Here is a 21705-nt window from a genome sequence, read left to right on the forward strand (position 1 = left end):
GAGTTCATCGGACCATGCGACGATCACGACCCCGGCCCGCACCATTTCCTCGTACAACGCGTCGCCCGGCGGCGCCGTCGGCGCGCGCGGAGCGACGGGATCCGCGATGACGGCGGAGAGCCATTTCCGCGGACCAGGCGGCCGTCCACGCCTGCGAGGCCGGGCGAAGGAATGCGCGCTGCTGGATGACCTGGTCGCGGCGATCGGGCGCGGTGAGAGCCGGTCGCTGGTGCTGCGGGGAGAGGCCGGGATCGGCAAGACGGCGCTGCTGGAATACCTGATCGCGGCGGCGCCGGATGCGACCGTCGTCCGGGCGGTGGGGGTCCAGTCGGATATGGAGCTGGCCTTCGCCAGCCTGCATCAGTTGTGCGGGCCGCTGCTCCACCGCCTCCAAGGGCTTCCGGCGCCGCAGCGAGAGGCCATGGAGATCGTGTTCGGGCTCACCGCCGGCGAAGCCCCGGATCGGTTCTTCGTCGGGTTGGCGGTGCTGAGTCTGTTCTCGGAGGTGGCCGAGAAGCGTCCGCTGCTGTGTGTGGTCGATGACGCGCAGTGGTTGGATCAGGCGTCGGCGCTGACCTTGGCGTTTGTCGCACGTCGCCTGCTGGCGGAGCCGGTGGCGATCGTGTTCGCCGCACGCGAGCCTGGCGAGGAGCTTCTCCACGTGTCCGAGTTGGTGGTCGATGGCGTCCGGAATAGGGATGCCCGCGCGCTGCTGAACTCGGCGGTGCGGTTCAAACTGGACGAGCGAGTCCGAGACCGGATCATCGCGGAGACACGCGGGAATCCGCTGGCGCTGCTCGAGCTCCCGCGGGGCTTGACGGCGAGGCAGCTTGCGGGCGGCTTCGGCCTCGTGGAGGCGCAGGGGCTTGCGGGGCGGATCGAGGAAAGCTTCGTTCGCCGGGTGGAGACGCTCTCCGACGCAGCACGCTGTCTGCTGCTGGTCGCGGCGGCCGAGCCGGTCGGCGATCCGCTGTTGCTGCTGGCTGCGTCCGAGCGACTCGGGATCGCGGTTTCGGCGGTGGACGCGGAGACGGACGGGTTGCTCGCGTTCGGAGAGCGCGTGACCTTCCGGCATCCGCTGGTGCGCTCCGCCGTCTACCGGACAGCGACCAGAGAGCAACGCCAGCAGGTCCATCTGGCCCTGGCGGAGGCGACCGACCGCAGCGTCGACCCCGACCGTCGCGCGTGGCATCTGGCCACCGCCGCAACGGGGCCCAGCGAGGCGGTCGCCGCGGCGCTCGAGCAGTCCGCCAGCCGCGCGCAGGCGCGCGGCGGCCTGGCCGCGGCAGCGGCGTTCCTGCATCGCTCCGTCGTTCTGTCCGGGGACCCGAAGCAGCGGGTGCGGCGTGCGCTTGCCGCTGCCCAAGCGAGCTTGCATGCCGGTATCTACGAGAGTGGGCTCGAGCTTCTGGCGTTGGCGGAGGCCTCGGCGCCGGACGATTTGCAGCGGGCGCAGGTGGAATGGCTCCGCGGCCAGATCGCATTCGCATCGAGCATGGGAAGCGCAGCGCCGCCGCTGCTCTTGGACGCAGCCCAACGCCTCGAGGGACTGGACCCCGAGCTTGCGCGCGAGACCTACCTCGACGCGTGGGGAGCTTCGTTCTTCGCCGGTCGCTTCGCCTCCGCCGGCAGCCTGGTCGACGTATGCCGTGCCGCCAAATCGGCTCCGCGGCCGACGGGCCCGCTCCGTCCATCCGACCTGCTGCTCGATGGCCTCGCCACCATCGTCACGGACGGACTCGTGGCGGCCGCGCCACTGCTCAGGCGGACGGCGGTCGTATTCGCGGACCAAGCGTCACTCGCCCAGGAGAACTTCCGCTGGGGCTGGCTGACGACCAACCCGTGCAGTCTCGTCTGGGATGAGGACAGCTGGCATGCCATCAGCGCGCGCAACCTCAAGGAGGCCCGCGACGCCGGCGCGCTGGCCCGTCTGCCGATCGACCTGGCCGACTGGGGCATCTTCTGCGCGTGGTGCGGCGACTTCAGCGGTGCCGCCGCCGCGATCGCCGAGACCGAAGCGATCATCACGGCGACCGGGACCTACATCGCACCCTATGCCCAGCTGTTGCTCTCCGCGCTCCGCGGCCAAAGCGACGCCTTGCCGCTGGTCGAGTCCACGATCCGGAACGCCGAAACAGGCGGTCAGGGGCTCAGCGTCACGTGGGCTCAATGGACGAGCGCGATCCTGTTCAACGGACTCGGCCGCTATGACGAGGCGCTCGCCGCGGCCCGGCGACCGGCCGAAGGCACGCCGCAGCTCCAGCACTCCTGGTGGGCATCGATCGAGCTGATCGAAGCGGCGACCCACGTCGGGCGGCCCGATCTCGCGATCGGTGCGCTCGAGCGCGTGCTGGCCGCCACCGCGCCCGCCGACACCGACTACGGCCTGGGCATGCGCGCGCGCTGCCGGGCCCTGTTGAGCGAAGGTGAGGATGCCGACCGGCTGCATCGTGAGGCGATCGAACGACTGGCAAGGACCCGGCGGCGTCCTGAACTCGCCCGGGCCCATCTGCTCTACGGGGAGTGGTTGCGCCGCGAGAATCGCCGGCGCGATGCCCGCGTCCAACTTCGCGCCGCCCACGACCGGTTCGCGTCGATCGGGATGGAGGGATTCGGCGAGCGGGCCAGGGGTGAGCTGCTGGCGACGGGGGAGAAGGTGCGCAAGCGAACGGTCGCGACGCGCGACGTTCTCACCGCCCAGGAGCGGCAGGTCGCGCGTCTGGCCCGGGAGGGCCTGTCGAACCCGGACATCGGCGCGCGGCTCTTCCTCAGCCCGCGCACCGTGGAGTGGCATCTGCGCAACGCGTTCATGAAGCTCGGGATCCACTCGCGCCGGGAGCTGACCGACGTGCTGTCGAGCACTGGGTCAGAGCTGATCACCGCCTGAACGGCGAGCGCAGCCCAGCATGCAACCCCGTGAGCAACCCCAGGGTTCGCTACGGGGGCGACGTGCGGACGACACGAGCAGGCTGCTGGGCGTCACCTCACCACCGTCCCCAGCAAGGAGGACCCCATGGCTGCCATGGTCGAACGCCCGGCGGGCGCCACCACGATCCGGCCGTTCACGATCGAGATCCCCGAGGCGGATCTCGAGGACCTCCGGGCGCGCGTCGCGGCGACGCGCTTTCCGGAGAAGGAGACCGTCGAGGACGACTCGCAGGGCGTGCCGCTCTCGGTCATGCAGGACCTCGCTCGCTATTGGGCGACCGAGTACGACTGGCGCAAGTGCGAGGCGCGGCTGAACGCCGTCCCGAACTTCATCACCGAGATCGACGGGCTGGACATCCATTTCGTCCACGTTCGCTCCAAGCATGAGGACGCGCTCCCGATCGTCGTCTGCCACGGCTGGCCCGGCTCCGTCGTCGAGCAGCTGAAGCTCATCGGCCGCCTCACCGATCCGACGGCGCACGGCGCGAGCGCGTCGGACGCGTTCCATGTCGTGATCCCGTCGATGCCGGGGTACGGGTTCTCCGGCAAGCCGACGAGCGCGGGCTGGGATCCCGTGCGCATCGGCAAGGCCTACGTCGAGCTGATGAAGCGCCTGGGCTACCAGCGGTTCGTGGCGCAGGGCGGCGACTGGGGAGCGGTCGTCGTCGACGTCATGGCCGGCGGCCGGGCAGATCCGGCGTCCGCGGAGCCGGCGCCGCCGGAGCTGGTCGGCATCCACACCAACATGGCCGGCGTGATCCCGCCGGAGCTGTTCGTCGCGGCCTTCGTCGGCACTCCGGCGCCGTCGGGTCTCTCCGGCGAGGAGCTGAGCACGTACGAGCAGCTGCTCAGCTTCTTCGGGGCGCATGTGGCGTACGGGCTCTACGCGGGGACGCGTCCGCAGACGCTCTACGGACTGGCCGACTCACCGATCGCGCTGGCCGCGTTCATGCTCGATCACGGTGACGGGAGTGGTCAGCCCGGCATCGTCCAGCAGGTCCTCGAGGATCGTCTGGAGCGGCCGAGCGACCTCACGCGCGACGACATCCTGGACAACATCACGCTGTTCTGGCTGACCAACACCGGGGTCTCCTCGGCGCGGCTGTACTGGGAGAACAAGCTCCCATTCTTCTCGGTGAAGGGCGTGAAGGTCCCGGTCGGCGTGAGCACGTTCGCCGACGAGCTCTACCGCGTCCCGCGCAGCTGGGCCGAGCAGGCGTACCCCAACCTCGTCTCCTACACCCAGCACGACCGGGGCGGGCACTTCGCCGCCTGGGAGCAGCCGCAGCTGCTCTCCGAGGACGTCCGCGCGACGTTCCGGTCGCTGCGGTAGCGATGACCCCCTTCGAACGCGTGCATCTGCCCTCGTTCGCCGGCGCGACCGAGTGGCTCAACTCCGAGCCACTCGGCACCGCCGAGCTGCTGGGCCATGTCGTCCTCGTGAACGTCTGGACGTGGACGAGCATCAACTGGCTGCGCCAACTGCCCTACGTGCGAGCGTGGTCGCGTGGCTACCGCGACGACGGGTTGATCGTCATCGGCGTCCACACGCCTGGCATCATCCGCGACCGGCATTTGGGCGAAGGCCGGTACGAGCAATCGGAGCGCGTCATCCGGATGCTGCTGGGCGTCGAGCGCCGGCCCGTCCCGGTCCCTCCCACAGGGCCTGCGCCTCAACCACTGGGCCCTCGCCGGCGAGTGGACGATCGGTGCCGAGAACGTCGCCTCCGACCAGGCCGGCGACCAGGACGGCCACGGTGTACTACGCGAAGACCGCATGTACCAGATGGTGCGCCAACACGATGCCGTCCACGACCGAACACTGGAGATCACCTTCCTCGAGCCGGGCGCCGAGGCGTACGCGTTCACGTTCGGGTAGCAGTCGGCCGGCGGCCTGTGGCCGGTCGGGCTCGGGAGCGGATCCTCGGTGCATGACCGCTGTCTCCATGACCATCGCCGGGGTGCGCATCCCGGACAGCACGCTGGCTCGCGAAGCGACCGAGTTCGTGCGCGACGTCTCCAGCGAGCTGCTGTTCGACCACTCGCGGCGCGTGTTCCTCTGGGCATCCCTGTACGGCGACAAACGCATGCTGCTCTATGACGCCGAACTGCTCTACATCGGCGCGATGTTCCATGACATCGGCCTCGTCGAGGGCCATCGCTCCGCCCATGAGCGATTCGAGATCGATGGCGCCAACGCCGCTCGCAGGTTCCTGGAGAGCCATCGGCTGCCCGAGGAGGATGTAATGACGGTCTGGGAGGCGATCGCACTGCACACCACCCCCGAGATCCCGGCCTATATGCAACCCGAGGTGCGGCTGGTGACGTTCGGGGTCGAGTACGACGTCCCCGGCCGGCATTTCGACGAGCTGACGGAGTCTCAGCGCGAGGCCGTCGTCGCCGCTCACCCGCGAACCGGGTTCAAGGAAGGGATCATCGCGGCTCTGGATGCCGGCATGCGCGACAAGCCCGAAACCGCGTTCGGGACGACGCACCCGGACATCCTCGAAGAGACCCTGCGCGACTACGTCAGGCCGAACTTCTGCGACATCATCCGCAACTCGCGCTTTGCCTCGTGACGAGAGGAGCCGAGGGCGGGGCACGCCCGCGGGGACATCTATGACGTCCCCGCGGACGACCCGACGGTCCCCGGACTAGTGCATGACGACGGCCAGGGAGCGCGAGTTGCCGGTGCGCCCCGCGGGGTCGGCGGGCGTCACCGTCGCGCGATAGTGACCGCGTGGCAGGCGGCGCCCGTGGCTGCTCTTGGGCACCGCGATCGTGATGCGACCGGCCTTGGCCACGGTGCGCGCGATCGTTGCCTTGGTCGAGTACCGAGTGCAGCTGCGGCGCTTGCCGGCGGACGTCTCACAGCGGCCGGCGACGCCTCGCTGGAGCCGCAGCGTCGCCGATCCCGGGCCTGACAAGGTGAAGACGATCCGGCCGTGGGAGAGCTTCAGCTTGGACACGGTGGGCACGCGGGTGAGACCGGCCGGCGACACGGGCGCGGCCGCGGGCGGCTGCCCCGGGTCGGGCTCGGGAACCGGCGCCGGGCTCGGCGACGGGTCGTTCCCGGGCGTCGGCGTCGGCGAAGGCGCCGGGCTCGGGGACGGCGTCGGGAAGGGCGTCGGCGTCGGGAAGGGCGTCGGCGTCGGGAAGGGCGTCGGCGTCGGGAAAGGCGTCGGCGATGGGGTCGGCGTCGGCGATGGGCTCGGCGTCGGCGTCGGCGTGGGCGTCGGCTGACCCCCCGCCGGGGCAGCCGGGCGCGTCAGTGACGCATTGGGGTGACGCATGAAGAACTCGTACATGGCGGCGGTCTCGTCGGGCCCCGCCGGATCGGCGTACTGCTGCGACGCGTTCCCGCCCGACCAGGCGTGGTTCATGCCGTGGACGACCCAGGCGCTTCCCAACTCATTCTTCGCGCTATCGGTGTAGGTGCTGATCGTGTATGGGCGGCTTCCCGACCCGCCCGAGGAGGTCGAGGAGGCCTTGGTCGCCACGGAGTGGTTGGCCGCGCCGTCGTCCGCCAGATCGTTGGTCATCAGCCACTGCTGCACCCGCTGGTCGGCGTTGATGGGCGGCACCGTCGTGTCCTTGTCGCCCTGGAAGTCGATGAACGGCATCGGGTGGGCTCGCACGCCCATCTCCTTGTAGGCCGCCTGGGCGGCCTGGGTGGGGTCGGCGCTCTGATAGCCCGCGCACGTGGCCGTGGCCGCGTACTCACAGCCCGAGCCGATGCCGATCGCGGCGAAGTAGTCGGGATAGGTCGCCGCCATGACCGAGGCCATCCCGCCGCCGGCCGACAACCCGTTCACGTAGACCTGATGGGGATCGACGTTGTACGTGTTCTCGATCAGGCTGGTCACCGCCGCGATCCGCGCCGCGTCGCCACCGCCGCGGTGCATGCTCGAATCCTGGAAGAAGTTCCAGCACCTGAGCGAGTTCGAATCGGTGTCCTGCTCCGGAAAGACGACGATGAAGCCCTTGGCTTCCGCCTGCGTGTCCCAACGCGTCAGCTGCCGGAACCCGTCGGCGGTCTGTGTGCAGCCGTGCAATGCCACCACCAACGGCACGGGCGTGGTCGACGTGTATGACGACGGGACATACAGCTGATAGTGAATGGCGCCTTCGGCACCGCTGTAGTCCCCGGTGGTCAACTTCGCTCCGGCGGCCGACGCGGCCGCGGGAGCGAGCGCTGCGACGACCGCCAGCACCGCCAAGGCGGCCAAGAGGCCTGTTCGCCGCGGCGCGGCTCTCCCGCTTGGCGCTCGCGTCGCTCTCTCGAGCCGAAGTCCTTCGGTGCGCCCGCCCTTGACCTTGCTCATGTGCGCGTCGTTCCTCCCAGAACGTGGACATCACCATCCATGGCCGCGTCCACGCGAGACGAACCTCCCCAGCGCAGTCGGGCACCGACGTGGCATCGCTGCCGGCGCGATTCGGCCAGTCGTGCCTCCGATTACGGCTGGCCCGACAGACCGAGTTTCTATCGGTTAGTGCGCGGGAGATCTCTGCGAGGATCCACAGAATTCCGCCCCAGATGACTGCGGATCCTGCAGATGGTGAACCCGATCAGCAGTAGATGACGGCGCAGTCATTTGCGCCGGCCGGCTTTGTCTGCCGGGGTGCTTTCCGGGGAGCCGCCGTCGGACGAGCCGGGACAACTCTCGGCGCCGCTGCCGGTGCCGCTGTCGCCCGTGGGGGAGGCGCCGACGCAACGATCGTCGGTCGCGGCGACACAGGTTTCACCGGAGTCTTTTGCGGCGCCTTCGGACGGCGCCGGCTCGCGCGCTTCTCCGGTCGGCGCTTGTTCTTGGCCTGCTTCGGCGTTGCAGCAGCAGTAGCTCGCGGCGTGGGAGCCGGCCTCACTGTTGGGCTCGCCGCGGGACGCTCCGGTGTCTCCCGCACCGACACCGTCGAGGCGGACGCCGGGACGCTCGTGCGGTCATCTCCGCTCTGTTGCGTTCGGTTGTGAATTCGCGCACCGACGAACAACACCAGCACGATTGCGACAGCACTCAGCGGTCCTGCCCAATCCTTGAGGTGGAGTCTCGCCCTACGGATCCTGGTGGAACCGCGGAGCCTCCACGACAGCCGCTTGAGGAAGTTCTGGTGGCTCAAGCTCAGACCCCCAGCACCTGCATCGGCAACCCGCAGAACGTCCGCGGAGCCTTCCGGTGACGCACCACCAGCGCGCAGCCGGAGTCAATGAGCCGGATCATCGTCACGCGCCCGGTGACGCGCCGATCGAAGAAGAACTCGATCTGTGTCACGGGCACCCCCAACGACACCAAGGTCTGGCTTCCCGGAGCGTGGACGAGGGAGCTCACCCGGCGCAGTCCTTCCCGCGGCACCCGGAAGGCGGGCCGCATCGTCCGCGCGAGACCGTTGCGCATCACGCGAAGCGCCCTCCGATACTGCCAGGCATACGCCCGCCTCAGAACCCGGTTGAACGGGCACGCACCCGGGCAGGAACCGGGAACCAGTCCGGTGCCACAGTCGAACTTCTTCAACTGCGTGCGACCGTAATTGTAAAACGCGACCGGCTGCTCACACCCGCCCGCGACGATGACGTTGGGCAGTCGGTCGTAGACGCCGAAGCGCGCCTCGATCTGCACGGCACCCGGGGTGTAGGGGAAGGTGTATCCCGCCGCGGCCTGTGCTCCCGCGAGGCTGATCGAGGCGGGATTGTCCGCCCGGGCTGGGCCGGCGATCGCCAGCGAAGCTCCTAGCGCCGACACGACTATGCGGGTCCACCGCATTCGCCCACCTCGAAATCGGATTGATCAAGACGACGTGACTGTCCACCAAGATCATAGGTCCGTCGCGCTACCAGTCGAAGGCGGTCAGCATGAGCGGCGCGCTTTCGGGCGACTCCTTTCGAGTCATCGAAGCGCGTTCGGCGGGGACGCCGGCAGGCACGCGCAGCGGAGGCTGAGGCAGCTCGATCGTGTCGGCGACACCAGCGGCCCCAACTATTGCCCGGTGCCGCTCGACGGGATGGGAATCGCCGCCGCGACCAGCGTCCCGCCGCCGGTCGGGCATTCGACCTGCAGCCGCCCATCGAGCGCGGCCAGCCGATCGCGCAGGCCCTGAAGCCCCCGTCCCTCGGGGCGGGCGCCGCCGACGCCGTCATCGCGGATCTCGAGGCGGAGCATCCCGTCCTGGATCCGCGCTGCGACCTCGGCGCTCGTCGCGCGGGCGTGCTTGGCGACGTTGGTCAGCGCTTCGGCGACGACGAAGTAGGCGGTCGCCTCGATCGGGGCGGGCAGGCGGCCGGCCGAGAGCTCGACCTCCACCGGCACCGGCATCCGCGACGCCAACTCCCGGACGCCCGCCCGCAGGCCGTCCGTCGTCAGCGTCGCCGGCAGGATGCCGTGGGCGAGCTCGCGCAGCGAGCCGATCGCGCGCTCCGCCTGCTCGCGCGCCTCGCCCACGAGCGACGGAGCGTCCGCGCCGTCGCCTTCGAGCGCCTGCTGTGCGAGCTTGAGCGCGAGGACCGTGTTGACCAGGCGTTGTTGCGCCCCGTCGTGCAGGTCGCGCACCACGCGCCGCCGTTCCTCGTCGGCCGCCGCCGCGATCCGCGCACGCGACGCGGTGATCTCGGAACGTGCCTCGATGTTCGCGATCGCGGTGGCGACCAGCTCGGTGAACTCGCCCAGCCGCGACTCCGTGCCCTGCGGCAGCGCCTCGGCCGCAGCCGCACCCATCGAGCCCCATAGCCGCCCGTCGACGATGATCGGCACGCCGACGGCCGAGTGGACCCCAGCCTCGCGCGCCGCGATCCCGGCCTCGCCGGTCGCGTCCGCGTAGTCGTCGATGCGCGTGGGCGCCGCGGTCCGCAGCACGCCCGAGCTGATGTTGTGCCCTTCCACGGGGAACCGGGTGCCGACGGCGATCTCGGCGGTCATGTCGCCCCAGCTCGCGACGAGCGTGGCAGTCCCCGCGTCCTCGTAGCGGAACATCCACGTGGTCTGTACGCCGAGGAGCCGCCCCACCTCCTCGGCGACCGCCGCGAAGACCACGTCAGGCGAGGACTCGCGCGCCACCAACGTCGCCACGCGGCGCAGCCCCGCCTGCTCATCGGCCAGTGCTGTGCGGTCGGTGACATCGCGCCCGATGCCGTACACGACACCGAGCTCCGGCATCGTGCACGTGTTCCACTCGAACCGGCGCACCGAGCCGTCGGCACCGACCATGCGGCTCTCGAATGCGACGACATCCTCGCCGGTGGCCAGACGAGCGAGGACGTTGCGCGAGGGCTCCACGTCGTCCGGATGCGTGAGGTCCAAGAACGGCCGCGACATCAGCTCCTCGCGCGAGTAGCCCAGCACGCGTTCGAACGACGGGTTCACCAGCTTGAAGTACCCGTCGAAGCCCGCGATGCACAACAGGTCGCGCGAGAGATGGAAGAACTGCGTCAGCTCGTATCCCGGCCCGGGCGACGGCATGCGCTCAGTATGACCCTCCGCGGTCAGCCCCGAGACGCCGCTCGATCGGGCTCGTCAGAACGAGCGCGGCATGCCGAGGACGTGCTGGCCGATGTGGGCGAGCACGAGGTTGTTCGAGACGGGCGCGATCGAGTACAGGCGTGTCTCGCGGAACTTGCGTTCGATGTCGTACTCCTCGGCGAAGGCGAAGCCGCCGAAGGTGTCCATGCACGCGTTGGCGGCGGCCCAGGAGGCTTCGGAGGCGAGCAGCTTGGCCATGTTCGCCTCCGCGCCGCAGGGCTCGTCGGCCTCGTAGAGGGCAGCGGCCTTGTGGCGCATCAGCGAGGCGGCCTCGATCTGGGCGTGGGCGCGGGCGATCGGGAACTGGATGCCCTGGTTGGCGCCGATCGGGCGGCCGAACACGTTGCGCTCGCCGGCGTAGGCCGACGCCTTCTCGACGAAGAAGCGGCCGTCGCCGATGCACTCGCTCGCGATCATGATCCGCTCGGCGTTCATGCCGGTCAGGATCTGCTTGAACCCCGCGCCCTCGACGCCGATCAGCGCGTCGCCGGGGACGAAGAGCTCGTCGAAGAACAGCTCGGTCGTGGAGTGATTGACCATCGTCTTGATCGGCGTGATCTGGAGCGCGTCGCCCGCGGTGCGCATGTCGACCAGGAACGTCGACAGGCCCTCGGTCTTCTTCTGCACGTCCTCCAGCGGCGTCGTGCGGGCCAGCAGCACCATGAGGTCGGAGTGCTCGGCGCGCGAGGTCCAGATCTTCTGCCCGCTGATCGAATAGCCGCCGTCGACCTGCTTGGCGCGCGTCTGGATCTTCGTCGTGTCCGAGCCGACGTTGGGCTCGGTCACCGCGAACGCCTGCAGCCGCAACTCCCCTGAGGCGATCCGCGGCAACCAGCGCGCCTTCTGCGCATCGCTGCCGTGACGCAGGATCGTCCCCATCACGTACATCTGCGCGTGGCACGCGCCGGCGTTGGCGCCCGAGGCGCAGATCTCCTCGAGGATCGCCGCCGCGTGCGAGAGCTGCAGACCCGACCCGCCGTACTCCTCCGGGATCAGCGCCGCCAGCCAGCCGTTGCGGGTGAGCTCCTGCACGAACTCGGTGGGATACGTCGACGGCTCAAGACCCCGCCAGTACTCGCCGGGAAAGCGCGCGCAGAGCTCGCGGACGGCTGAGCGAATGCTCCGCGTGTCGTCATCGACGGTGAAGTCCACGTTCGCTCTCCTCGATCCTGCCGGAATGACTCTGGCTCATTGAACCAGCCGCCCGCGGCGAGATGAGGCCCACCGGTCCCCGCGGCACCGCCGCGGGGACCGGGACCTGCGGACTGCCGGCTACGGCGTGGTGGCCGACAGGGTGAACGTGATGCGCTTGCTGTAGTGACCCGCGACCAGCTTGTCGGTGGCGCTGACAGGCTGCTTGAACTCGAGGGTCACGGGGTCGTTGGCCAGCGGCCCGGTCCAGGACTTCAGGAGTGCGGGCGTGCTGCCGATCGGCGCGAACGGGCCGCCGGCGCCGACCTGCAGCGCCTGCGGGAGCACCGCGGAGCCGTTGACCAGATGGCCCGGAGCGTTCGTGCTCGGGTCCACCGCGGACAGCGACGTGGTCGGGGAGCTGGAGGTCACCTTCGCCGCCAGCGACGCGGTGTAGTCCTTGGCCACACCGGGGGCCAGCGGGCCGACGGCCGCCGTTCCGGTGAGCTCGAGCGACATCACCAGCGGAACGTCCGCGTTGACGTCGGTGTCCTCGGAGTCACCGACCGAGGGCGCCGCGATCGCGAACGCCACGGACTTGGTGGCCTCGGTGTTGCCGGCCTTGTCCTTGGAGCGGTACTCGACGACGTGTGAGCCGACGGCCGAGACTCCGACCGTGTTGACGAACGGGCTCGCCGAGCTCGTGTTGTCCTTGCGGACCCACTCGCCGGTCGCCCCGCCCGTGTTGATGCGGTACTCGGTGTAGTCCACGCCGGAGCCCGGGGTGGAGCCGCCGCCCGCGGTGACGGTGACCTTGCCGACCATGCCTTCCCAACCGTCCGTGCCCGGGTGCGCGTGCACCGAGCAGTAGAACGAGTAGGCACCGGCCGCGGCGACGACCGAGGTGGCCGACGCGCCGCCCGGCACGGTGATGCCGGCGATCTGCGTCCCCGCGCTCGTCGGGGCCTCGCCCGGCTTGATCAGGTGCACGTCATGGACCGTTCCCGCCGTGGCCGTCGGGAAGTTCCAGCGCACCGTGTCACCGGTGTTCGCCGTCAGCGCGTTGGGCTCCCAGTGATCCGGGAACGCGTTGACGTCGACCGTCTTCGGCGTGCTGGAACCGCCGGCCTGAGCCGGATCGGTCGCCGACAGCAGCACGCTGACCTGGCCGTTGTAGGTCCCGCCCGCGCCCGGGGTCGCCGGGGTGAGCGTGTGCGTCGTCACGGGCGCCGTGGTGTCGCCACCCGCCGCGCCGATCGTGAAGTCGACCTTCTTGGTCGCCTCCACGTTGCCCGCGACGTCGGTCGAGCGGTACTCGACCGTGTGGGCACCGTTGCCGGTGACCGTCACCGGACCCTTCACCGAACCCGCGTCCAGCGAGAGGATGCGGACGTTCTTGTAATCGATGACGTCGGCGTCGGAGTGATTCTGCAGGCCGACATAGCCACGCGTGAACTGGCGATCCGTCGTCGACGGGTCACCCGACCGGGAAGACGTCTTCCCGGGCGTGTTCTGGAAGGTCTGCAGGACCTCGCCGTTGCGGCTGATCGTGTAGGTCTGGCCGACGACCTTGATCTCGTAATCCACCCAGGTACCGCGCGGCTGAACCTTCGCCTGCGTGGCGTTGAGCGGCGAGAAGTTGTAGATCGAGCCCGTCTTCTGCGCGTCTGACTGGTAGTCGTTGATCTGGATCTCGTGACCGCAGTAGATCGCGACCCACGCCTGATCGCTCGTGGCCGAGCCGACCTGGCACGGGTAGCGGTTGGCCGCGGTGCGCGTCACGGCCTCGGCCGGGTTCGGGAAGCGCACGAACGCGCCACCGTTACCGTTCGAACCCGTGGCCGAGTCACGCCACTGGAACTTCATGACGAAGTCGCCGTAGTCCTTGACCGGGTACCACGGCATGCCCAGACCGCCGGACGGGCGGAAGAAGCCGCCGCCGGCCGCGTTCCAGGTCAACTTGCCCGGACCGGCCTGCGCCCACTTGGCCAGATCTGCCTCCGTGTTGAGGATCGTCTCCTCCTCCACGTACGGCTTCCAGTCGCCGCCGTCGACGCGGATCTCGGTCGTCTTCACGCCCGAGGTCGCGTCCGTGGCGTCGAGGTCGACCGCGACGTCACCGGTGTAGGTGGCCTTCGGATCCTCGCCGTTGAGCTTGGCGGTGGTCGCCGGATTGACCTTGTCGATCTTGAACGTCACCGTCCGCGTGGACTCGACGTTGCCCTTCTTGTCGGTCGAGCGGTACTCGATCGTGTGCGAACCCGCGGTCGTGACGTCGAACGGGGCGCTGTAGGCGGTCCAGTTCGCGGCGCCCTGCTCGCGGTACTCGGTCTTGTCGAGGCCCGAGCCGCCGTCGTTGTCCTTCGCCGTCAGGGTGACCTTGACGTCGGTGTCGTACCAGCCGCCGTCACCGTTGGGCGTCGCCGGAGCGAGCACGTGGGTCGTGGTCGGCGCCGACGTGTCATTGCCGGTGCCGCAGTTGCCCGACTCGAGCGTGAACGACTCGAGCTCGACGTTCTTGTTCGCCGAGTTGCCGTCGCGCTTGCCGAACACGCCGATGCGGTAGCCACCCGGCTGGTTGAGGTACTGCGTCGTCGAGATCGGCGCGCCGAACGTCGTGAACGTGGTCCCGTCCGTCGACGTCGCCGTGGTCAGCGTCTTGGCCACGTCGTCATAGGCGAGCTGGACCCAGATGTAGGCACCGCTGGGGGAGAGCGCACCCGAGTTCGGGTACGGCACGGTCGCCGGCGGCAGCGTGATCGCCGCCCCGTTGGAGGTCAGCACCCGCTCCGCCCACTTGCCCGGCTGGTTGCCGGAGGTGTTCGGGTCGGTGTCGTTCTTGTACTGCACGCCCGCCTTGACGAAGTAGTTCGGGTTGAAGCTGTTGATCAGCCCCAGCCCAAGCGCCTCGCCGTCCGCGGTCAGACCCGCGTGCACGACCTTGGCGGTCGCGGTCCACGAGCCCGTCGGGACCGGCTGCAGCAGCAGCTGGGCGGTGCCCACCGCCGCGTACAGGTCGGCCTGGCGCAGCGGGACCACCAGGCGGCCGTTGGCCACCGTCGGGTTCGCGCCCGCGATCGGGTTCACGAGCGCCCACTTCGGGTCGATCGCGGTACCGTCGAACTCGTCGGTCTCCGGGCACTGGCCGTTGCCGCCGCAGTCGTCACCCGGCGTCTGCGGATCGGCGCTCGCCACGACGTTGAACGCGTCGAACTGGGCGATGTCGTCGGTGCCGCCGGCGTCGTGCTTGGCGAACACGCCGACGCGCAGCCCGCCCGGCTGGGACAGGTACTGCGTGACCGAGATCGGTGCGCCGAACGACGCGAACGTCGTCCCGTTCGAGGAGGACCAGGTCGTGATCATCTTGGTGGCGTCGTCATAGACGAAGCGCACCCAGATGAAGTCGCCGGACGTGCTCAGTGCACCCGAGTTGGGCCACGGAACCGTCGCCGGCGGCAGGACGACCGACTGGTTGTTGGAGGTCAGCACGCGCTCCGCCCACTTGCCCGGCTGGTTGCCGGCCGTGTTCGGATCGGTGTCGGCCTTGTACTGCACCGTCGTCTTGAGCAGGTTGTTCGGGTTGAGCGTGTTGATCAGCGCCAGGCCGGCCGCTCGGCCGTCCGCGTTGATGGTCGCGTGCGCGACCTTGGCGGTCGCGATCCACGAGCCGGTCGGCACGCTCTGCATCAGCGCCTGCGCGTTGCCGACGTTCGTATACAGGTCGCCCTGCAGCATCGGCATCGTCAGACGCCCGCCGCCCACGGTCGGCGGGTTGCCGGCGGCCGGGTTGACGATCTGCCATTTCGGATCGAGCGCCGAGCTGTTGAACTGATCCGACTGCGGCGAGCAGCCACCGTTGCCGCCGCCGGGAAGGTCGATCGCGAACGTGACCGACCCGTTCGGGGTCTCGACGTTGCCCGCGCGGTCACGCGAGCGGAACTCGACCGTGTGGTAGCCCTCGTCGCCGATCGTGAACTCGGTCACGAACGGGGAGGCGTTGGCGGTGTTCTCGCGACGCGTGTAGGCGCCGCCGTCGATCCGGTACTCGGTCCACTCGACGCCGGCACCGCCGGTGCCGTCATTGCCGCGCAGCGAGACCTTGACCGCGGCCGTGTAGGTGGCGGCCGGCGTCTGATCGTTGAGCTGGACGGTCGTCGTCGGCGCGGCGGTGTCGTCGCTGACCGGGACGCTCGTCGTCTTGGTCGCCTTCTCGCCGTCGGCGTAGGTCACCGTCAGCTTGGCCGTGTAGTTGCCCGCGTCGGCGTAGGTGTGGAGCGGGTTGCTGCCGGCCGACGTCTGGCCGTCACCGAAGTCCCACTCGTAGGACACGCCGCCGGAGGCGCCGATCGAGAACTGGATCGAACGCGCCGCGGCGGTCTTCTGCCACTGCGGGTCCGGGCCCGGAGTGTCAGCCCCGCCGGTGTACTTGAACCGGTACAGGCCGGCGTTGGAGCCGGTGGTGAAGAAGCCCTCGTAGACCTGCACGTAGAGCGCGCCGTCCGGACCGAACTTGGAGTCCATGTAGTTCGCGCCCCAGGGGAGGGAGCCGCGGAAGCTGTCCGCGTAGATCGGCTGGGAGCCGTCCTGATCGGTCGCCGGATCGAGCAGCAGCGCGTGCTTGGCGCTGTTGTTGCCGAAGTCGTTCAGGAACCAGCGGCCGTCCCAGTACTTGGGCCAGCGCGCGGAGTTGTCGGCGCCTTCCTTGTAACGGTAGATGGGCCCGGTGAACACCGTCGCGCCGGAGGCGGTCAGGTACGGGCACAGCTGGGTCGGGTTGCTCGCGCCGTAGTTGGGCGCGTTGTTGGCGCCCAGCTCACGCGGGAACACCGGGCAGCCGTTGGCGTTGTTCGGGTTGCCGCGGCTGTACCAGACGTTGTTGGAGTGGGCGGTGCCCGCGTCCTTGCCGGTGCCGGTGACGTGCGGCAGGGTCACGAGACCCGTGTTGTTCGTCGAGTCGTTGACGAGGTTGTTGCAGTCGTACCAACCCGCGGTCGGGGCCGAGGCGGGCCCGCCGTTGACGTAGCCGGCGACGTTGGTGGTGCGCAGCGAGCCGTCCGCGATCCGGTCGCGGTAGGCCTGCTTGTTGCCCATGCAGTACGGCCAGCCGTAGTTGCCCGCCGTGGGCAGCTGCGTCGCGGTCTCGTACGTCGACGGACCCTGGGTGGCCGAGGGCGAGCCGGCGTCCGGGCCGACCCACGCGGCGAACGGGATGTCCGTCTCGGGATCGATCGTCATGCGCGAGGGGTTGCGCAGACCCATGGCGTAGATCTCGGGCAGCGCCTTGCCGCCGCCGCCCTCGGTGCCGTCGAACAGGTTCGGCCCGTTGGGCGAGCTTGCCGTCGGCAGGGAGTACGTGGTGCCGACGCCGACCACCGGCTTCGCCCCGTCGGCGAGGTTGTCGATCGGGTTGAAGCGCAGCATCTTGCCGTTGTAGTTGTTGGTGTTGCCGGCGGTTCTGCGCGCGTCGTTGAACGCGACGTTGTTGGCGCCGCAGTGCGTGTTGGTCGCCTGCGTCGGGTCACCGGTCGGGCAGCGCTGGGGCTGGTAGTTGCCCGAGTAGCCGTTCGTGCTCTGCGACGAGTTGTCGTCGCCGACGGTGACGTAGAGGTTGCCCTCGGAGTCGAACGCCATGCCGCCGCCCTGGTGGCAGCAGCTCCAGATCTGCAGGTCGTAGTTGAAGATCACGACCTCGGAGTTGAGATCGAGCTTCTTGGTCTGCAGGTTGATGGTGAAGCGCGAGATCCGCGCCTGGGCCATCTTCGTGATCCGGCGCTGGTCGCCGTCGGCCATGCCCGCGTGAACCGGGTTGTCCGGGTTGAACGTCGGGACGTACTGCAGGTAGACGTGGCCGGTCGTCCCGAAGTCGGGCGCGGCGGCGACGCCGAGCAGACCCGTCTCGATCTTGCCGTTGACCTCGTTTCCGCCCCCACGATCGCCGTAGACGGGCAGCACTGCCGCCTGCGTGACGCCGGAGTTGACGGTGCCGTTGTCGGCCTTCGGGTCGTAGACATGGATCGGGCCGCAACCGACGCCGACGTTGCGGTTGGCGAAGTCGCTGATGATCGGGGTGGAGGCCTGACCGATCATCTTGCCGCGGTCGGCGTTGGTGCGGCAGTCGGCGCGACCGATGTAGATGGCCCAGCCGTTGTTGGCCAGTGACACGCCGTGCGACTCGCCGCTGTTGGTCAGGTCGCCGCTGGCGGCGTTGACCAGGCGCTCGGTCGAGTAGTTGGACATGATCGTGGCCTTGCAGCCACCGCGGACCATGCCCGCGGACCACTCGATCGCGCCGAGCAGGTGCTTGGTGAAGTTCGCCTGGCCATAGCTGGCGGCGGTCCGGCCCATGCCGGTGTAGAAGGTCCGGCCGCCCTGATAGTCACGGCACCAGGAGATCGGCCAGTCGGTGCCGCCCGTGGTGGTGCCGTCGCCGGCCGCCGCGCCGACCGCGCGGTAGCGCGCGACGGTGTGGACCGTGCCTGTGGGGCGCGTGGTCCAGCGGTAGTAGATGTCATTGCGGGTCCACTCGAGCGGCAGGCCCTTGGTGGACGGATGCACGCGGTCGCCGAACACGACGACCTGGTCGGAAGCGGTGGTCGGGCTGGCGGCGTCTGGACGGGCGCCGATCAGTCCGGTGACGAACGTGTTGCTGGGCTCGGCCTCGGCGGCCGAGCCGATGCCGACGAACCCGCCGCCGCCCTGGATGTAGCCCTGCAGCGCGGTTTCCTGCGCGGCGTTGAGGAGGTCACCCGGGTTGTTGAGGAACACCACGGCGCGGTACTGCGCGAGGTTCGTCGCGGTGAAGTTGGCCGCGGACGGGGACGCGTCGACCGCGAAGTCGTTCGCCGTTCCGAGATCCTTGATCGCGGCGATCCCGGCGTCCACGGTCGCATCCGACGGCCCGTGGAACACGAGCACCTTCGGCGGCGTCTGCGTGCCGGTGATCAGGATCCGCTCGACCGCGTCATCGCTGTTGGAATCGATCACGATGCGGGCGACCGAGGTGAAGTTCGAGCGCGTCGGCTTATAGCCGACGTTGAGCGTGCAGCTCGCGTTCGGCGCCAGCGTCTTGCCGCGGCAGTCCTCGCTGACGACCAGGAAGTCCGCGGCCGTGGCAGCGCCTCCGTCATCGGCGTCGGCCAGGATCCGGATGGCGTTGTCGCCGTTGTTGATCACGAGCGGGGCGTTGCCGTCGTTGGTGACCTTGATCGGCACCTGGTTGGCGGACGCGGGCGTGCCCTTCGGCACCGAGGAGAAGAGCGTCGGGCTGGCCTTCAGCGAGGGGGCGGGATCGCCCTTCATCGCGATCGCGCTCTCGGCGCTGTTGCGGAACGGGTTGAAGTTCGTCGCGCCGCCGAGCCCGACCGGGTCGCGCTCGGAGAAGTAGTACTTGGTCTTGCCCTTGGCCGACGCGAGCATCGGCGCGAAGTTGATGCCACCCTGGCCGACCGTGCGCTGGTCGCCGTCGCCACAGTCCGGGCGGATGCCGCTCGCGACCATGTCCTTGACATGGAACGAGACCACCCGGCTGCCGAACTTCTGGATCATGCGGTTGACGTAGTCCGCGCCGACGGCCGGATCTGAAGGCGTCGCGTGACCCGAGGACCCGCACACGGCCCAGCCGATGTCGATCTGCGCGGAGACATAGCGCGGGTCGGTGTGGTCCATCACGATCTCCCACGCGCTCTTGAGCGAGCCGTCGTCGGTGAAGCGCGTGCTGAACTCGCTGTTGTGGTTGTGGAAGTACGCGGGGCCGACGCCGGCCTCGACCGAGCGCTTGCCGAGCTTGTTGAGCTGCTGGGCGGTCGAGAGCGTCTGCGCGAGGCTGCCGAGACCACCGGCGCCGTCCGCGCCGCCCTCGCCGACCATCTCCTGGCCGAGGATCTTCGCGGCGGCGATCTCCCCGTCCCAGGTGCTCTCGCTCAGGCTGCCGTGACGAGCCGGGAAGCGGATGCCGTACTTGTCTCCCAGCGCTCGCAGGTCCAGCAGGCCCTGCCGGTTGCCCTGCGGGCTCGAGCCGCTCGGGAACGGGTTACCTGGATACCCGTACAGCTCGACGTTCTTGATCCCCTGCGCCTGCAGGAACGCGAACAGCCGCTCCATGCGCGCCGTCACGTTGTTGGCCGGCAGCGTCGGCACGCAGTAGGGCGTCGCCGGTGCCGGTGACGCCGGACAGAGGATCTCCCCGGACCCGCTGCTCAGGTAGTCCCTGAAGTTGTACAGCTGGATGCCGCTCTGGCCGACAGGCGCGCCCTCGCCCAGCGACGCCGGCCGCTGCGCCTGTGCTGCGCTCGCGGTCGCAAGCAGCGCGCCCGTCGTCAGTGCGGCGGCAATGGCCATCCGCACCTTCCGGTGTCCCCGCATTCACCCTCTCCTCTCGCTGGACCGACTTCTGTCGGTCCTCACGATGAAAGTCTAAGCGAAGGAGAAAGATGAGCGCAAGTTAGACGTCATCGAGGCGCTGAAGATCGATCCTTGTGCAGTTGTTAACGCCTGGATCGGCACTTTTGCGACCAAATCGTATCTCTCGATCTCATGGTTGCACACTCGCGTACTCATTCGGCGGACGGCGAGCCGAATGCCACGCCGCCTTTCCCAGGGACCTCGGCCAGGGCGTTGACGGGCGCGATGCGGCGCGGGACCGGCGAGCATCCCGGTGCCACACGACCTAAGGAGGACCCCATGTCCGCGACGGAAGTCTCAGCGGGTGCCGGTACCGACGTCCGGGAGTTCCAGATCGGCTTTGCCCCGGAGGACCTCGACGAGCTGCGCCGGCGCATCCGCGCGACCAGGTGGCCGGAGGAGGAGACGGTCGACGACGACTCGCAGGGCGTGCCGCTCGCGACCATGCAGGAGCTCGCCGGCTACTGGGCGACGAGCTACGACTGGAGCAGATGCGAGGCTCGGCTGAACGGCCTGCCGAACTTCCTGACCGAGATCGACGGGCTGGACATCCACTTCATCCACGTCCGCTCGCGGCATGAGCACGCGCTTCCGCTGATCGTCACGCACGGCTGGCCCGGCTCGATCATCGAGCAGCTCAAGATCATCGAGCCGCTCACCGATCCCACAGCGCACGGCGGCAGCGAGACGGACGCGTTTCACCTCGTGATCCCGTCACTGCCGGGCCACGGGTTCTCCGCCAAGCCGACGACCCCCGGCTGGGACCCGGCGCGCACCGCCCGCGCCTGGGCGCAGCTGATGCACCGCCTCGGATACACCGAGTTCGTGGCGCAGGGCGGCGACTGGGGCGCGGCCGTGACGCAGAACCTGGGCATGCAGGCGCCTCCCGGTCTGCTGGGCATCCACTCCAACATGCCGGGCACCGCCCCGGCCGAGCTCGTCCAGGGCTTCCTGATCGGCGACCCGCCACCGTCCGGCCTCTCGGACGAGGAGCTGCGCGCGTACGAACAGCTGCGCACGTTCTACGCGAAGCACGTGGCCTACGCGCAGATCATGTCGACACGCCCGCAGACGCTCTACGGGCTGGCCGACTCCCCGATCGACCTCGCCGCGTTCGCGCTCGATCACGGCGACGGGACCGGCCAGCCCGGCCTGGTCAAGCGCGTTCTCGACGGCTCCTACCAGACCGACCTCACGCGGGACGACCTGCTCGACAACATCACGCTCTACTGGCTGACCAACACGGGCGTCTCGGCGGCTCGCCTGTACTGGGAGAACCAGGCGGGGTTCTTCGAGGCCAAGGCCATCACGATCCCGTTCGCCATCACCGTGTTCCCGGACGAGCTCTACCAGGCGCCGCGCAGCTGGGCCGAGCGCGCGTATCCGAACAACCTCATCCACTACAACCGGGTCGACCGAGGCGGACACTTCGCAGCCTGGGAGCAGCCCCAGATCTTCTGCGAGGAGCTGCGCGCCGCGTTCAGGTCGCTGCGCAAATAGCGCCGGCATCAGAAGCATTCCGTGCGGTGATCACCCCGCGGCGAGGGGGTGTGTAACCAGAGCTGCCTGTCAGGAAGCTCTCGTTCCGCACCCCCATCCGCGTGCCAGCTCGAACAGTGCGAACGTCGCGACGACGACGAGCCCGACGACGTTGTCGAGCCCGGTCGCCGCGTTGGCGATCACCCCCCACCGTCGTGGGCGTCGGCGCTGGGGTCCGGACGTGGCCGGCGTCGAGGAC

General features: G+C 69.3%; 10 protein-coding genes. 5 read left to right on the forward strand and 5 right to left on the reverse strand.

All coding sequences use genetic code 11. The annotated features are described in order from the left end of the window. The first annotated feature begins 106 nt into the window (after positions 1-106). From OM076_RS01135 to OM076_RS01150, 4 genes are all read left to right on the forward strand, one after another. Complete coding sequence (locus OM076_RS01135) at positions 107-2887, forward strand: ATP-binding protein (protein WP_270037450.1); 2781 nt, start codon at positions 107-109, stop codon at positions 2885-2887. 126 nt (positions 2888-3013) lie between these two features. Then, complete coding sequence (locus OM076_RS01140) at positions 3014-4261, forward strand: epoxide hydrolase family protein (protein ID WP_270037451.1); 1248 nt, start codon at positions 3014-3016, stop codon at positions 4259-4261. A gap of 444 nt (positions 4262-4705) precedes the next feature. Then, the gene (locus tag OM076_RS46720) at positions 4706-4807 is read left to right on the forward strand and encodes a hypothetical protein (RefSeq protein ID WP_372517982.1); all 102 of its coding nucleotides are present in this window, start codon (positions 4706-4708) and stop codon (positions 4805-4807) included. 52 nt (positions 4808-4859) lie between these two features. Then, positions 4860-5507: an HD domain-containing protein gene (locus OM076_RS01150; RefSeq protein WP_270037452.1), complete on the forward strand. Its 648-nt coding sequence runs from the start codon at positions 4860-4862 to the stop codon at positions 5505-5507. Positions 5508-5582: 75 nt separating this feature from the next. On the opposite strand, the gene OM076_RS01155 is transcribed toward OM076_RS01150, so the two are convergent. From OM076_RS01155 to OM076_RS01175, 5 genes are all read right to left on the reverse strand, one after another. After that, on the reverse strand, positions 5583-7157 hold the full coding sequence (locus tag OM076_RS01155) for an extracellular catalytic domain type 1 short-chain-length polyhydroxyalkanoate depolymerase (protein WP_270037453.1): 1575 nt from the start codon (positions 7155-7157) through the stop codon (positions 5583-5585). 891 nt (positions 7158-8048) lie between these two features. Then, the gene (locus OM076_RS01160; protein WP_270037454.1) at positions 8049-8687 is read right to left on the reverse strand and encodes a hypothetical protein; all 639 of its coding nucleotides are present in this window, start codon (positions 8685-8687) and stop codon (positions 8049-8051) included. A 213-nt stretch (positions 8688-8900) separates the two neighbouring features. Continuing rightward, a complete protein-coding gene (locus tag OM076_RS01165; RefSeq protein ID WP_270037455.1) occupies positions 8901-10376 on the reverse strand; it encodes a PAS domain S-box protein in 1476 nt (491 codons plus the stop codon). 54 nt (positions 10377-10430) lie between these two features. Continuing rightward, positions 10431-11588, reverse strand: coding sequence for an acyl-CoA dehydrogenase family protein (locus tag OM076_RS45805; RefSeq protein WP_270037456.1), 1158 nt, complete (start codon positions 11586-11588; stop codon positions 10431-10433). Positions 11589-11708: 120 nt separating this feature from the next. Continuing rightward, entirely contained in the window at positions 11709-19928 is an 8220-nt protein-coding gene (locus tag OM076_RS01175; RefSeq protein WP_270037457.1) for an OmpL47-type beta-barrel domain-containing protein, read from the reverse strand. A gap of 318 nt (positions 19929-20246) precedes the next feature. Here OM076_RS01175 and OM076_RS01180 point away from each other — a divergent pair, with 318 nt between their 5' ends. Next, on the forward strand, positions 20247-21467 hold the full coding sequence (locus tag OM076_RS01180; protein ID WP_270037459.1) for an epoxide hydrolase family protein: 1221 nt from the start codon (positions 20247-20249) through the stop codon (positions 21465-21467). The last annotated feature ends 238 nt before the right edge of the window (positions 21468-21705 follow it).

It is taken from the genome of Solirubrobacter ginsenosidimutans, from assembly GCF_027587205.1.

Coding starts and splice junctions, on each gene's coding strand:
- OM076_RS46720 (WP_372517982.1), top strand. CDS start 4,706: ATGTACCAGATGGTGCGCCAACACGATGCCGTCCACGACCGAACACTG.
- OM076_RS01140 (WP_270037451.1), top strand. CDS start 3,014: ATGGCTGCCATGGTCGAACGCCCGGCGGGCGCCACCACGATCCGGCCG.
- OM076_RS01165 (WP_270037455.1), bottom strand. CDS start 10,376: ATGCCGTCGCCCGGGCCGGGATACGAGCTGACGCAGTTCTTCCATCTC.
- OM076_RS01160 (WP_270037454.1), bottom strand. CDS start 8,687: ATGCGGTGGACCCGCATAGTCGTGTCGGCGCTAGGAGCTTCGCTGGCG.
- OM076_RS01175 (WP_270037457.1), bottom strand. CDS start 19,928: ATGCGGGGACACCGGAAGGTGCGGATGGCCATTGCCGCCGCACTGACG.
- OM076_RS01150 (WP_270037452.1), top strand. CDS start 4,860: ATGACCGCTGTCTCCATGACCATCGCCGGGGTGCGCATCCCGGACAGC.
- OM076_RS01180 (WP_270037459.1), top strand. CDS start 20,247: ATGTCCGCGACGGAAGTCTCAGCGGGTGCCGGTACCGACGTCCGGGAG.
- OM076_RS01135 (WP_270037450.1), top strand. CDS start 107: ATGACGGCGGAGAGCCATTTCCGCGGACCAGGCGGCCGTCCACGCCTG.